Source organism: Streptosporangium longisporum (genome assembly GCF_039534895.1).
GTDB classification, from domain to species: Bacteria; Actinomycetota; Actinomycetes; order Streptosporangiales; family Streptosporangiaceae; genus Streptosporangium; species Streptosporangium longisporum.
Genome location: NZ_BAAAWD010000014.1, coordinates 1 through 13,125, shown reverse-complemented (window position 1 = coordinate 13,125; position 13,125 = coordinate 1). Strand labels below are relative to the sequence as shown.

The window sequence follows — 13,125 nt, the reverse complement described above, 5'->3', positions numbered from 1 at the left end:
CGTCACGTCCTTCTCGCCCGGCCCTCCCGGGGGTCGGCGGACGGCCGGACCCTCAGACCCCGGCCCAGGCCCAGGCTCCGGTTCAGGCCCTGGCTCCGGCTCAGACCCCGGCTCAGACCCCGGCTCAGACTCAGGCTCAGGCTCCGGCCGCGAGCTCGGCCAGCAGGGCGGCCGGGGTGGTGACGGGCATCCGGCAGGTGAAGCCCCGGCACACGTAGGCCGCGGGCTCACCCCCGACCGGCCCCCGCCCCTGAAGCAGCGGGACCTCGCCCGAGTCGCCCCCGCCCGAGTCGCCCCCGCCCGGGTCGCCCTCGCCCAGCGCCACGACCAGGCCGGGCAGCGGGGAGAGCAGCGCGGTCCGGTGCAGGGCCGCGGTCGCCGGGTCGCCGGCCGGGCCCACGACGGCCACCTCGATCGGGCCGGAGACCGCAGCCTGGGCCGCGGCCAGACCCCACCCGGCGAACCGCGCGTGCCGGTCGGCCAGGACGGTGACCGTGCCCAGGGCCGCCTCGGCCGCCTCCCGGTGCCGGGCCGAGCCGGTCAGCGCCGCGTACGACAGCAGGGCCCCCGCGGCGGCGAACTGGCCCGACGGGGTGGCGTTGTCGGTGGGGTCCTGCGGACGCTGGAAGAGTCTCTCGCCGTCCTCGGCGGTGTCGTAGAACCCGCCGGCGCCGTCGGAGAAGCGCTCCAGGATCGCGTCCAGGAGCGTCCCGGCCCGCCGGAACCACCTGACCTCGCCGGTCACCCCGTACAGGGCGAGCAGGCCCTCGGCCAGGTCGGCGTAGTCCTCCAGGACGCCCGCGTTGGCGCCCGCCCGGCCGTCCCGGGAGGTGCGCAGCAGCCGGTCGCCGTCCAGGTGGAGCTCGTCGACCAGCGTGGCGGCCCGCCGCGCCGCCTCGACGAGGTCCGGCCGGTCGAACAGGGCCCCGGCCTCGGCGAGGGCGGCGACGGCCAGGCCGTTCCAGGCGGCCACCACCTTGTCGTCGCGGCCGGGCCGCACCCGGCCGGCCCGCGCGGCCAGCAGCGCGGAGCGCACCCGGGCGAACCGCTCGGGGTCGTCGGGATCCTGGCGGAGCTGGAGCACCGAGGTGCCGTGCTCGAACGTCCCGGTCACCTCGAACAGGCCGATCGCCCAGTCGCCGTCCTCCTCGCCGAGGACCTCGCGGAGCTCCTCGGGCGACCAGACGTAGAACTTCCCCTCCTCGCCCTCGCTGTCGGCGTCCAGCGCGGAGGCGAAGCCCCCCTCGGGGGTGCGCATCTCGGCCAGCAGCCAGTCGGCGGTCTCCAGCGCGATCCGCCTGCCCAGCACCGAGCCGGTGACGCGCCACCAGTGCGCGTAGACCCGCAGGAGCAGGGCGTTGTCGTAGAGCATCTTCTCGAAGTGCGGCACCACCCAGTCGGCGTCCACGCTGTAGCGGGCGAACCCTCCGGCGAGCTGGTCGTAGATCCCGCCCCGGGCCATGGCCTCCAGCGTGTGGACGGCCATGGCCGCCGCGGCCTCACCGGTCGCCCCGGCCTCCTCGCCGGAGCCCTCCCCGGCCGCGTCGTCCCGGGCAGCGTCGTCCCGGGCCGCACCGGCCGCCTGCGCCGCGGCGTGGCGCAGCAGGAACTCCAGCGCCATCGACGGCGGGAACTTGGGCGCGCCGCCGAAGCCGCCCCGCTCGGCGTCGAAGGAACCGGCCAGGCTCCGTACGGCCCGCGCCAGCGTGTCCGGGGTGGGCAGCGGCCCGGAGGGCAGCGCGGACCGCTCGTTCAGCGCCTCCACGATCTTCGAACCCTGCTCCAGCACCGCGGCGCGGTCACCGGTCCAGGCGTTCGACACCCCGGTCAGCAGGCGCTGGAACTGCTGCCTCGGGAAGTAGGTCCCGGTGTAGAACGGGTGGCCCTCCGGGGTGGCGAAGACCGTCATCGGCCACCCGCCGTGGCCGTTCATGGCCTGGGTGGCGGACATGTACACCGCGTCCACGTCCGGGCGTTCCTCGCGGTCGACCTTGACGTTGACGAAGCGCTCGTTCATCAGCGCGGCCGTGCCCTCGTCCTCGAACGACTCGTGGGCCATCACATGACACCAGTGGCACGCGCTGTATCCCACGCTGATCAGCAGCGGCACGTCGCGGCGCCGGGCCTCGGCGAAGGCCTCGTCCCCCCAGGGGAACCACTCCACCGGATTGTCGGCGTGCTGCAGCAGATAGGGACTGGTCGCGTCCTTCAAGCGGTTCATGATGACCTCTCTCCTACGCGGTGCGTACGCTCTTCTCGCGAGGTGCGCGGGTCGCGCGTCACGGTTTCTACCCGCAGGGTCCGGCTCACACCTGCCGGTTCCACCCGCGGGGTCCGGCTCAGACCTGCCGGCCGGGGGCGGGCACGCCCAGCGCCAGCAGGGCGGTGTCGTCGTCCAGGCCGTCGCCGAAGGTGCCGAGCAGCTCGGTCACCGCCGCCACGGCCGCGGGCGCGCCGGCGGGCGACAGATCGGCGGCGAAGGCGAGCAGGGCCTCGTCGCCGTACCGGTCGCCGCCGGGGAGACGGGCCTCGGTCAGCCCGTCGGTGTAGAGCAGCAGGGTGTCGCCGGGCCCGAGCCGGGTCTCGACGGCGGTGAAGCGGGCCTCGGCCAGGGCGCCGATGAGCAGGCCCTCGGGGGTGTGCAGGTACCGAGTGTCCTCGCCTGCGGCGCGCATCAGCAGCGCCGGGGGGTGGCCGCCGCTGGCCAGGGTGGCGGTGAAGCCGTCGCCGTCCGGGGTGATCAGGCCGAAGATGACGGTGCAGAAGCGCATCTCGTCGTCGGTGTACTCCTGGCGCAGCACGGTGTTGAGGGTGCGCAGCACCTCCAGCGGCTCGGGGGCGTAGGCGGCCGCGGCGCGCAGCGTGTACCGGGTCAGCGAGGTCAGCGCCGCGGCCCCGGCCCCCTTGCCGCACACGTCGCCCAGGAAGATCCCCCAGCGGCCGTCGCCGAGCGGGAACACGTCGTAGAAGTCGCCGCCCACCTGGTCGGGAGAGGCGATGTGGTAGTGCGCGGCGATCTCCATCCCGGGCACGTGCGGCAGGACAGGGGGCAGCAGGCTGCGCTGCAGGGTGGCCACCAGGCGCTTGAGCCGCTCCCGGTCGCGTTCGGCCTCCTGGCGGGCGCGGAGCAGCTCGCGTTCGTAGGCCCGGCGGTCGCGGGCGTCGAAGACGGTCGTGCGGATCAGCAGCGGCCGGCCGTCGGTGTCGGTCTTCAGCACCGAGGTGACCATGACGGGTAATCGGGCGCCGTCGGCGGTCCGCATCTCCAGGGCCACCCCGCCCAGCTCGCCCTGCATGCGCAGCAGGGGCGCGAAGTGGGTCTCGTGGTAGAGCCTGCCGCCGACGGTGAGCAGGTCGCTGAAGCGGCGCCGGCCCACCAGCTGCTCGCGGGTGTGGCCCAGCCAGGTCAGCAGGGTGGTGTTGACCTTGACGATCTGGCCGTCCAGGAGGGTGGACAGGTAGCCGCACGGCGCGTGCTCGTACAGGTCCTCGGAGCTGTCCTCCAGCAGCGCGTTGAACAGCGCGGCCTGGGACGGGTCGTGGGCACCGGTCTGACGGGGGGACGCCCCCGTGATCCGGCGTCACCCGGTACCGGCCGCGAAGGAGGCGATCGCCTCCGCGGTGGGCCGGGGCGCGCTGAGCTGCGGGCAGTGGCCGACGGCGTCCAGGGTCACCAGCCGGCTGCCGGGGATCTGGGCGTGGACGAACGCGCCCACCTCGCGCGGGGCGATGGCGTCGCTGGCGCACTCGATCACCAGCGTCGGCACGGTGACCTTGACCAGGTCGGCCCGGTTGTCGGACAGGAACGTGGTCCTGGCGAAGACGCGCGCGATCTGCGGGTCGGTACGGCAGAAGCTGTTGGTCAGCTCCTCGCCCAGCTCGGGACGGTCCGGGTTCCCCATGATCACCGGGGCCATCGCCGCGGACCAGCCCAGGTAGTTGCTGTCCAGCGACTCCAGCAGCTCCTCGATGTCGGCCTCGCTGAAACCGCCCCGGTAGCCGTCCTCGTCGTCGATGTAGCGCGGTGACGGGGTGAGCAGGACCAGCTTGGCGAAGCACTCCGGCTCCCGCGCCGCCGCCAGCACGCCGATCATGGAACTGACGGAGTGACCCACGAACACCGTCTCGCGCAGGCCCAGCTCCCGGCAGATGTCCAGCACGTCGTCGGCGTAGCCGTCCAGCGTGGAGTACCGCTCGGGCAGCCAGGCCGACATGTCCGACCCGCCCGCGCCCACGTGGTCGAAGAGCACCACGCGGAAACGCTCGGCCAGGACCGGCACCACCAGGCGCCAGAGGTTCTGGTCACAGCCGAAGCCGTGGGCGAGCATGACCGGCGTCCCGTCCTCGGGGCCGGTGATCACGACGTTGTTCCGTCTGGTCGCGCTCATCCGTACATCATTTCATCTTTTACCGTGACACTTGGAGCCCGGCCCCGGGCTCCGCCGCCGTCCCCGTGCGGGCCGGGCCCCCGGCCCGCGACGATCTCCCGGTGCCGTAGCGGTGCCCTGCCGGTGCGCCATCGCTGTCCACCGGGGGTCCGGTACGGCACCGGGACGGGCCTCAGCCGCCGGCGGGAGGCTCCGGGACGAGGACGAACCCGCTCGCCGGGCGGGCCGGGATGCGGTGCAGCGCGATGCGGAGGTCCTGGGCGGGCACCTCGTACTCCAGCCGGGCCAGGCGGACGCTCAGGGCCCGCAGGAGCGCGACGCTGATCGCGTCCCCCGGGCACCGGTGGCCGGTACGCGGGTCGCCGCCGCCTTGGGGGATCAGGTCGAACGAGCCGGGCCGGTGACCGGCGAACCGCTGCGGGTCGAACGTGTAGGGCTCCTTCCACAGGGAGGCGGCGTGGTTCTGGCCGTAGACGTCCAGCAGCACCAAAGAGCCCTCCTCGATCGGCTGCCCCTGCCAGGACAGGTCCCGGACGGCCCTGCCGCCGACGAAGGGGGCGAAGGGGTAGAAGCGGCGGATCTCCTGGGCGAACATCTCGGCGAACAGGCTCCGGTCGTCGACCTCGCGCAGGGCGGCGCGCTGCTCGGGCCAGCGGTGCAGGGCGTGGGCCGCGAACGTGACGTACCAGCACACGGCCACGGTCGGCCGGATCACGTTGAGCAGCTCCACCGCGGCCACGCGCGGGTCGAGGAGTTCCCCGTCGGGGCCGCGATGACCGGCGACCACCGCGAGCGCCGAGCTCGCCGGCGCGGAGCGCACCCCGTCCCGCACGTCCCTGACCAGACCGGACAGCCACGCCTCCAGGCGCCCGCGGGCCGCGCGGGCCCGCCAGTGCCGCGGCCCGCCGGTGGCGAAGCCGTCGACCAGGGCGACGAGGGAGCGGGCCGTTGCCTCCACGTCGTCGTCGGCGACCGGGACGCCGGTCCACCGGGTCACCCCTCGGGTCAGCACCCTGGAGACCTCGTCGAAGAGCACGACCGGCCGGCCGGCGGGCCAGGAGGCCGCCGCGTCGTCCCAGGCCGCCACGGTGTGGTCGACCAGGTCGCGGACGCCGTCCTCGGTCATGAGCGACATGAACATCGCCTTGCGCAGGCGGTGGTCGGCGCCGTCCAGGGTGTGCACGGCCCCGTTGCCGGTCAGCGTGCTCTTGACCGGGCCGGGCAGGGCGTCGACGCGCCTGATGTGGTCCTCGTCGTAGAAGAAGCGCGCCGCCTCGGGACCGCACAGCGCCGTCACGCGCATGCCCAGCAGGCGCGTGCGGACCACGTCGTTCCCGGTACGGCGCCGGAGGTTCGGCAGCCAGCCGTAGCCCTCGAGCAGCAGCGGAAGGGTGTTGTCGAGATCAGGCATACGGTCGTGCATGCCCTGGCTCGCCCGCCGAAAACAGCCGGGAGCCGCGGACGGAGTGACGGCGGGAACCCCGCCGCCCCGGCCTGGGCGTGTCGCGCCCGTGACCGGACGGGTCTCGGGAGACGGTGTGATAATCACGTCCGACGGGGCAGGAGCGACGGATGAGAGTTGACCGTACGGTGCGGGCCGCGACGGCGGTGGTGGCGTGCGCGGTGGGCCTGACGTGCCTGGCGGGCTGCGCGTCCGCGGACGAGGAGCCCGCCCGCGAGGCCGCGCGGCGCTTCTACGACGCCCTGCAGGCCCGCCAGCCCGAGCGGGCCTGTGCCCTGCTGGTCCCCGAGGCGGCCGAGAGCCTCGCCTCGGGCGACCGGACGTGCGCCTCCACCATCGCCGAGCTCGACCTGCCCGGCGGCGAGGTGCTGGACGCCGAGGTCTGGGGGGACGAGGCCCGGGTGCGGCTGGCGCGCGACACCGTCTTCCTGCACCGCCTCCCCACCGGCTGGCTGGTACGCGGCGCCGGATGCGCCCCCCGCCGGGACCTGCCCTACGACTGCGAGGTGAGCACCTGACATGCGCCTCATGTTCGCCACCACCGTCACGATCATCGCGGTCGGGCTGGTGTACTTCTTCGCCATCGGCCTGCTGCAACGCTAGGAGGGAATCACGGTGAGACGCTTCGTCCGGGACAACTCCCTCAGCCTGTTCTTCCTGGTCGCCTTCGTGCTGGCCCTGATCGGGCAGTCCTTCGCCGGGAACGCCGCCGTCAACGAAGATCGCCTCGCCGAGGGGTCGGCGCCGCTGTCCTGGGCGGAGTACGTCACCTCCTCGGACTTCGCGGTCGACGTCGCGGAGAACTGGCAGTCGGAGTACCTGCAGTTCCTGCTGTTCATCCTGGCGACGGTCTGGCTGGTGCAGCGGGGGTCGCCGGAGTCGAAGAAGCCGGGCGACGAGGGCACCGAGGACGACGCCGAGCAGAAGGTCGGAAGGCACGCACCCCCCGACGGTCCGGACTGGGCCGGTGCGGGCGGGCTGCGCCAGGGCCTGTACGGCCGCTCCCTCGGCCTGGCCATGGGGGCGATCTTCCTGCTCTCCTGGCTGGCCCAGTCGGTGGCGGGCACGGCGGCCTACAACACCGAACGACTCACCCGGCTGGAGGATCCGGTGAGCTGGGGGCAGTACGCGCTCTCGGCCGACTTCTGGAACCGCACCCTGCAGAACTGGCAGTCGGAGTTCCTGGCGGTGCTGTCGATGGTGGTGCTCTCGATCTACCTGCGCCAGCGGGGGTCACCGGAGTCCAAGCCGGTCGGCGCCCCGCACGAGGCGACCGGCGTGGAGGGCTGAACCGGACGCCCCGCATCCGGGGCCGGTCCGGACTCGGGACGACGGTTCAGCCGGGAACGCCGACCTGGCCGCCGTCGGCGTCGGAGCGGCGATCCACGGCGGCCTCGGTGCCGCCGCGGTCCTGACGGCCCCCAAGGCCCCGTGGGACCCCTTCCAGGGCCTCCACCAGGGTGTCGCGGAGCTCGAACACCGTGTTCAGGCCCGTGATCCTCAGGGTGCGGCACAGTGACGGCGGTGGGGCGGCCAGCACGAAGCGCACCTCGCGCGCCCGGCACCCCTTGGAGATCTCGATCAGCGTGCCGAGCCCCATGGAGTCGCAGAACGTCATCGGGCCCAGGTCCAGGATCAGGAAACCGTCCCGGAGGAAGTCCCACAGGTGCTCGACCATGGTGGTGAGGGTGGGGGCGCTGTTCCAGTCCAGTTCACCGCGGACGTGAACCACGGCATGGCTGCCCGGCTCGCCCAGATCGACGGTGAAGGCCAGCTCGTCGGAGGGGTGCGTGCCCATCTTCTCCAGTCCTTCTCGCGTGTCCCGCCCTCCATTGTGCAGCCAGATCGGATGAACGTCTCGCACACCCCCGGACGGGCGCGACGGCCCCTCGGATGGTGTGCTCGGGGCACTTCGGGCGTAGGCTCACTGGGCGTGGATCTCGACTTCGTCTGTGCGCACGCCGGAAGAGCGGCCTCCGGGCTGACCCGGCGTGATGTTGCCCGCGCGCTGCTCGCCGTGCCGTCCGGTGTGGCGCTGGTGGCGCTGCCCGACCTGAGAAGGGCGATGCTCGCGGCGGGCAATCCGCTCTCGGTCCCGTTCTGGGAATCGGCCAAGGCGACGCTCAGCGCGATCGAGTCCGGCGGCGCCACCGTGGGGGACGTGCAGCGCTGGATGGAGTCCACCGGCACCGAGCCGCTCCTGCTCACCCGGAGCTTCTTCGTCTGGCCCGAGGAGGACGAGCGCGGGCCGGTCGGCGAGGAGATGTTCCGCAGGCTGGTCGCCCACCTGGAGGAGAAGGTCGCCGAGGGTGAGATAGACCCGGACGCCCTCGCCCGGGGCGACGAGGGGGGCCGGAGGGAGGTGTAACGCGGGACCTGCAGGAAACGCTGGCTCACCCGGCCCGCTTGCCGGACGGGCGGATCCCCGGCCGCGGCCGTCTCCGACGAGCAGGACGAGGAGCCTCTTCGCCGGCCTGGGACGAGGAGGAGGCGTTCGCCCTGGGCGAGCTTGCGCCGCATCTGGCCGAGCTGCCCGTCCCCCGAGAGCGTCCGGCCCGGGACCTTGCGGGGGTCCGCCGCCGCGCGGGCCGCGAGATGCTTGGACAGGCCCGGCTATCCGGGCAACGTTGCTGCGGGCGCCTGGCGGCGGGTACGAGGAGGAGCCGCTGCCCGCCGACGACGAGGAGCTGTGGATGACCGTCACGGGCGGGCATCGCGGGGCCGATCTCTGCGGACCTGCCGGAGGAGGACGACCGGGTGGAGGTCTTCTCCGACCTGGAGGGGGAGCTCGGCCCGGAGGACGCGGTGCTGGCCGCGCTCTGGCGCGATCCAACCACGCCGACTGGCTGGCGCGTGGTCGTTCGCGGCCCTGGCCAGGCGCGGTCCCCGGGGTGTGCTGGCCCTCGCCGGAACGGATCGCCCGGCTCATCGCGCCGAGTCCGAGGACATCGGACGTCGACATGGACGAAGCCCGAGGAACCTGGACGCGGCCGAGACGCTCTTTCAGCTCGGTCACCCCGCTCTGGGGCCTGCTGGGGATCGTCGACTCGGACCGAGGTGCTTCACCCGCTGGGGGCACTGGGGCCTGCCCAAGGCACTGGGCGGGCCCTGGTCTCTCGAACGACGCCCTCGGGCGACTGACGGCCGGGGCCTCCGAGCGGCCGGCGGGGCGGATCAAGGTCTGCGTGGTCTCCTCGTCGACGAGGTTCCGCGTACCCCTCCGGAACCAGGTTTCCCGGTAGGCGGGGTGCCGGACCGGATGTAACCGGGCGACAGAACGGGCAGAGCGGCACGGACGCCGGCCCGAGGCCCGGCCTCGCGTCCAGTGCCGCCGAGGCGAGGCCGTCCGCCCAGGCCCCTGCCCTCGAACGCGGGCGAGATCTCGGGTGTGGGTGAAGATGATCTTCCCGGCCCGGAGCCGGTACGCGCGGCCGATCCCGCGGCCGGTGCCGTCCACCGTGATCTCGAAAGCGGGAGGCCCCGGGGTCGTCGGAGGACGGCCACGGCCGTGACGGTTGGGGAAACCGGTGGGACCGGTGGTCCTCGGCCTGCTCGTCCTCGAAGGTGTCGGCCGGCCGGAGCCGGGGTCAGGGAGCGGTGGTCGGCGCCGGGGGTGCCGAAGGCCCCGGAGGCACCTGAGGGGCCGTGGACCCGCGGTGGAACCCCGTGGACGCGCGTGGACGCCGGGGGCCTCCGCCGGCCCGGTGGAAAACCGTTCGGCCCGGCGTCGTTCGCCGCTTGCCCGCCCAGGCTCCGCCTCAGAGGGGACCTCGATCCTGGAGATCTGCTTCCTCATCGACTTGGACGAGCACTGTACAGGGCGAACCCCCAGCCCGGCCACGACCATGAAAACCCAGCAGGCGCGGGACTGACGTCACCCGTGGGCCCGTAGGGGCGGTGTCGAAATTGCAATCACGGTTCAAGTCTGCCACCGGCCCCCCCGCGGTCGTGGTCAGTGGCAGGCGGGCCGAGACGCGTGTCCGCGTGGATGCCGGTGAAACAGGTCGTTTCTCAGGGAAGCTTCGAGCGTCCACGAGCGAGCGGGCCAGGTGGTAGTCCTCGGGTCGGCGCCAAGATTCTCCGCGCTGGCAGGGTTCGCGCGCGGGCAGACGAACCAGAAACCCGTCGGGTCCACCTGGGTGGCGTGCGCGAGGCAGCGGCCTCGTCGCGGACCTCGAAGTAGTCCCCGCGCGGGGACGCGGGGGGTCACCGGCCACTTTCCTGCGGCCGGTCCTCCCCAGCGGGAGATCCAGTCGGCGTACGGGGAGCCGATGCCCCGGGCGTTCATCGCCTCCGTGCAGAGCGCCTTCGAAGCGGTCCTTGGTGAACCCATTGTGGTAGTAGAGGCTTCAGGGGCTGCCAGGGGCCACCGGTGCCGGGGTAAGCGGTCGGGGGTCGCCGGCCGCCTCGAAAGGCCTCCACCGAGACCCGGTGGTCATGATGTGGTCGGGGTGCGGGTAGCCGCCGTCGTCGTCGTAGGTGAGATGAACGTGCGGCCTGAACTCCCGGACGGCCGCCACCAGGCCCTCCCGAGGGGACCTCGATCGGCTGCCGGCGAAGCGCCCTCGGGCAGGCGCCTCGTTCTCGTCCTCGGGCAGGCCGAGTCGACGAACCCCATGAAGCGCGCTGCTGCAACGCCGAGGATCTCGCGGGGCGCGCTCCCAATCTCCAGCCCGCCGGACCCTCGTCGGATGTTCTCGCAGGATCTCGGGACGGTCCCATCTTGGGTTCAGGATCGACCCGCGCTCCGCTCCGGTGAGCGTACAGACGCAGCACGTCCACGCCCTCGGCCACGTAGCCGCGCCATGGTGGGCGGCGCCCTTGCTCGACTCGTCGTCGGGATGCGCGGTGAACGGCCATCAGGCCTGAGCGGTGCACTCACGGGCTCGGTGTCTCCTCTGTGTGTCGGTTCCACGCTCTTCGATGTCACCGGGCCGCCGCGCGGGCGACGGCCTGTCCGGCGTGCCCCCGCGCGCCACTGGCGGCGGCCTCGTCCCGCGTGCCCTCGGCTTCGTCACTCCGAAGAAAGGTAGTTTCTCCTGGGCGGTCGCGAGGGCGACACCCCCAGCGAGGGACAATCGTCTCGGATAACACCGAGGTAGTGCAGGGAGATTCCCGTGATGGCCACCAGCGAGCCGAGAAGGGGCCGTCAGGAACCGTCCGTCCTCGGCAGCCGGGCGACTTTCCCGACCGCCCGGAGGCGCCCGGGCGCCTGGGTCGTGTGCAGTCGTGGTGATCGCCCATCCTCTGCGCGGTTCTGCGCGCGCGTGGGGTACGTGATGTGGGCGTCGAAGGGGAATACGGAGGTCTTCGAGCAGGTCGTCACGTTCGACGTCAGCCGCGGCGATTCCTGTGGGCGGATCACCTTCGAGGCGTACAAGCCGGCGGACCGCTTCGGCGCGCTGCCCGTCTCCGGGCCATGGACGTCGAACCATGCCGAGGTGGGCAACAAGGAGGTCGGTATCCCCCCCTGGTGAGGAGCATGTCGGCTTACCGAACGGCTAGACACCAGTGCCCAGGCCACTTCCGTCGATGTCCAGTACTGCTATCTCGTATAGTGAGACATTTGGGGAGGCGGTGGAGGCTTAAAACTTGTTAGCCTTTCGAGATTCGTCCGACCGCAACCCCCTGAAGCACCATGCCCCCTAGAGGAAGCAAGGAGAACCCGTGGCCGACTCCCACAACGAGAGCGTCACCTGGCCTCACTCAGGAGGCGTAGCGAACCGCCTGAAGGCTGAGTTTTGAGCCACGCGCTCTCGGGGCCCCGGGCGCGTCGACATCGGCCAAGAAGATCGAGGCAGCCCGCGAAGAGGGAGGAACCCTGAAGGAGAAACGGCGGCTACCACGCGGCCAAGGACGAGCAGGCAAGTAATGGGCGCGTCATCTTCCACCTTCCGTTCAGATCCTGGACAACGCCAAGGTCGGGCGAGGCGCCCCGGACCGAGGGCGTGGTCGGCCCGGGGAATGACGGTCACCGTGCGTTTTCGAGGGCGAACGACGAGGAGGTGGCCTTTCCTGCTGGCCTCCCGCGAGGAGAGGCGGCGCCCGATCGACGTCTAACTCGCCCCAAGTCGCCCCTGGGTGCGGCATCAACGGCAAGAAGATCGGCGAGAGGGGCGACCTACACCATGCCGAAACGGCCGTTCAACACGTTGGAGATCCTTGAGGTGCGGTGCCCTACATCGGCAACTGAGCCACCGCGTCCGCCGCTCGCGCTTCCACTCCTGAGCCGCGCGTCCTTCCTCCACGAATCCGCCGCGGACCTCCGTCCCGGCGGGATCGCGTCACGTACCGGGGACGGCCGCCCCCCACCACCAATTAAGGCGGTCGCGAGGTTCGCGTAACATCGTGGCGCGGGGCGTAGGGCACTCTCGTAGGGCGGCGTCCCAAATCGGGGAGGGAAACAAAGACGAGGTCGTGTTCTAATCGGCGGCGCGGCGTCTCCGACTCTGATCGGGAGGCGCCAGGAACCTCGCCTACCGTCCCCGGTACTCGGCCCCCGTACCCGTACACCCCTAACCGTTCCCCGCGAGCCGCCCGTCTGCGGGTTGGGCTGTCGTGCCGGTCCGGTCCTCCCCGCGGTTCATGACCGTCAGCGTTGGCCGGGCCCGGCCGGCCTGGGGATCCTCACGCAGTGCCGGGAGGACGAACGCGGGACAAACCGTCGGGAAATTGTCGCAGGTCCGTGGCCACCGCCGCCCGCGCCGCCGCGGCCGAGCCCGCCCGCGGGACGGCCGCGACCCCGGCACCCCGCCAGCGCCGTCGTCCGCGCCGCCGTCGTCCGGGCCGTGTCCCCGGTGTGCGCCGCTGACCGCGCGATGCGGCAGCCGCACCTGTTTTGTTCGTCGTGGCGCCTCGGTCGCTCGGTGACCGACGTGGTCGCCAGGATCACCCGCGGCGCTGGCCGGGGTACGGCCCCGTTGGACGCGCGCCGACGGCCGCGGCGAAGGTGGTCCTCGACGGCAAGCGGGTGCAGACGCTGGGGTCGACCCTCGACGTTCCGCGCGTAGCACACAGGCGACCGCGCGCTCGGACCGGCTCTGAGGAACGTCTCGGCCGGCGAGGTCCGCGCGTCTCTCTTCGTCCTGGGCCAGCGACGGGGGCATGCCGCTGGGCAAGGACCTTCAGCGACCGCCGGCGGAACCTGCGCGTCGGCGCCTACGCCACGATGGGAATGGGTGCCATCGGAGCGGTGGGTCTCCCGCCAGACCGCCCGAGACCTGGGCTTCCCGTGAGATACAACGGCGCTGTGGTGAGGCGCTCGCCCGCGCCGAC

The 13,125-nt window shown here is 72.5% G+C and carries 9 protein-coding genes and 1 pseudogene; 4 read left to right on the top strand and 6 right to left on the bottom strand.

The window, feature by feature from the left end; genetic code table 11:
• Nucleotides 1–136: 136 nt before the first annotated feature.
• The 4 genes from ABD832_RS23460 to ABD832_RS23445 form a co-directional block, all read right to left on the bottom strand.
• Nucleotides 137–2,221 (bottom strand): thioredoxin domain-containing protein, encoded by a 2,085-nt coding sequence (locus ABD832_RS23460; protein ID WP_344898960.1) that lies wholly within the window; start codon nt 2,219–2,221, stop codon nt 137–139.
• Nucleotides 2,222–2,339: 118 nt separating this feature from the next.
• Nucleotides 2,340–3,521, bottom strand: coding sequence for a PP2C family protein-serine/threonine phosphatase (locus ABD832_RS23455; protein WP_344900049.1), 1,182 nt, complete (start codon nt 3,519–3,521; stop codon nt 2,340–2,342).
• Nucleotides 3,522–3,581: 60 nt separating this feature from the next.
• Complete coding sequence (locus tag ABD832_RS23450) at nt 3,582–4,388, bottom strand: alpha/beta fold hydrolase (protein ID WP_344898958.1); 807 nt, start codon at nt 4,386–4,388, stop codon at nt 3,582–3,584.
• A gap of 172 nt (nt 4,389–4,560) precedes the next feature.
• Nucleotides 4,561–5,799 (bottom strand): cytochrome P450, encoded by a 1,239-nt coding sequence (locus ABD832_RS23445; RefSeq protein ID WP_344898956.1) that lies wholly within the window; start codon nt 5,797–5,799, stop codon nt 4,561–4,563.
• A gap of 161 nt (nt 5,800–5,960) precedes the next feature.
• Here ABD832_RS23445 and ABD832_RS23440 point away from each other — a divergent pair, with 161 nt between their 5' ends.
• Complete coding sequence (locus ABD832_RS23440) at nt 5,961–6,368, top strand: hypothetical protein (RefSeq protein ID WP_344898954.1); 408 nt, start codon at nt 5,961–5,963, stop codon at nt 6,366–6,368.
• 97 nt (nt 6,369–6,465) lie between these two features.
• Nucleotides 6,466–7,140, top strand: coding sequence for a DUF6766 family protein (locus ABD832_RS23435; protein ID WP_344898952.1), 675 nt, complete (start codon nt 6,466–6,468; stop codon nt 7,138–7,140).
• A 46-nt stretch (nt 7,141–7,186) separates the two neighbouring features.
• Here the strand turns inward: ABD832_RS23435 and ABD832_RS23430 are convergent, their stop codons facing one another.
• Nucleotides 7,187–7,648 carry an STAS domain-containing protein gene (locus ABD832_RS23430; protein WP_344898950.1) on the bottom strand — a complete coding sequence of 154 codons (462 nt, stop codon included), beginning with the start codon at nt 7,646–7,648 and terminating at the stop codon, nt 7,187–7,189.
• Nucleotides 7,649–7,783: 135 nt separating this feature from the next.
• On the opposite strand from ABD832_RS23430, the gene ABD832_RS23425 reads away from it, so the two are divergent.
• On the top strand, nt 7,784–8,218 hold the full coding sequence (locus ABD832_RS23425) for a hypothetical protein (RefSeq protein WP_344898947.1): 435 nt from the start codon (nt 7,784–7,786) through the stop codon (nt 8,216–8,218).
• Nucleotides 8,219–10,199: 1,981 nt separating this feature from the next.
• Here ABD832_RS23425 and ABD832_RS23420 read toward each other — a convergent pair.
• Nucleotides 10,200–10,643: pseudogene (locus ABD832_RS23420) on the bottom strand (PIG-L family deacetylase); the annotation flags it as partial.
• Between the two features lie 327 nt (nt 10,644–10,970).
• Between ABD832_RS23420 and ABD832_RS23415 the strand changes: the two are divergent.
• A complete protein-coding gene (locus tag ABD832_RS23415) occupies nt 10,971–11,327 on the top strand; it encodes a DUF4307 domain-containing protein (RefSeq protein ID WP_344898945.1) in 357 nt (118 codons plus the stop codon).
• Nucleotides 11,328–13,125 lie beyond the last annotated feature (1,798 nt).

Excerpts from the sequence above, each read along its gene's own strand:
- ABD832_RS23430 (WP_344898950.1), bottom strand. The coding sequence starts at position 7,648 with ATGGGCACGCACCCCTCCGACGAGCTGGCCTTCACCGTCGATCTGGGC.
- ABD832_RS23415 (WP_344898945.1), top strand. The coding sequence starts at position 10,971 with ATGGCCACCAGCGAGCCGAGAAGGGGCCGTCAGGAACCGTCCGTCCTC.
- ABD832_RS23450 (WP_344898958.1), bottom strand. The coding sequence starts at position 4,388 with ATGAGCGCGACCAGACGGAACAACGTCGTGATCACCGGCCCCGAGGAC.
- ABD832_RS23445 (WP_344898956.1), bottom strand. The coding sequence starts at position 5,799 with ATGCCTGATCTCGACAACACCCTTCCGCTGCTGCTCGAGGGCTACGGC.
- ABD832_RS23440 (WP_344898954.1), top strand. The coding sequence starts at position 5,961 with ATGAGAGTTGACCGTACGGTGCGGGCCGCGACGGCGGTGGTGGCGTGC.
- ABD832_RS23460 (WP_344898960.1), bottom strand. The coding sequence starts at position 2,221 with ATGAACCGCTTGAAGGACGCGACCAGTCCCTATCTGCTGCAGCACGCC.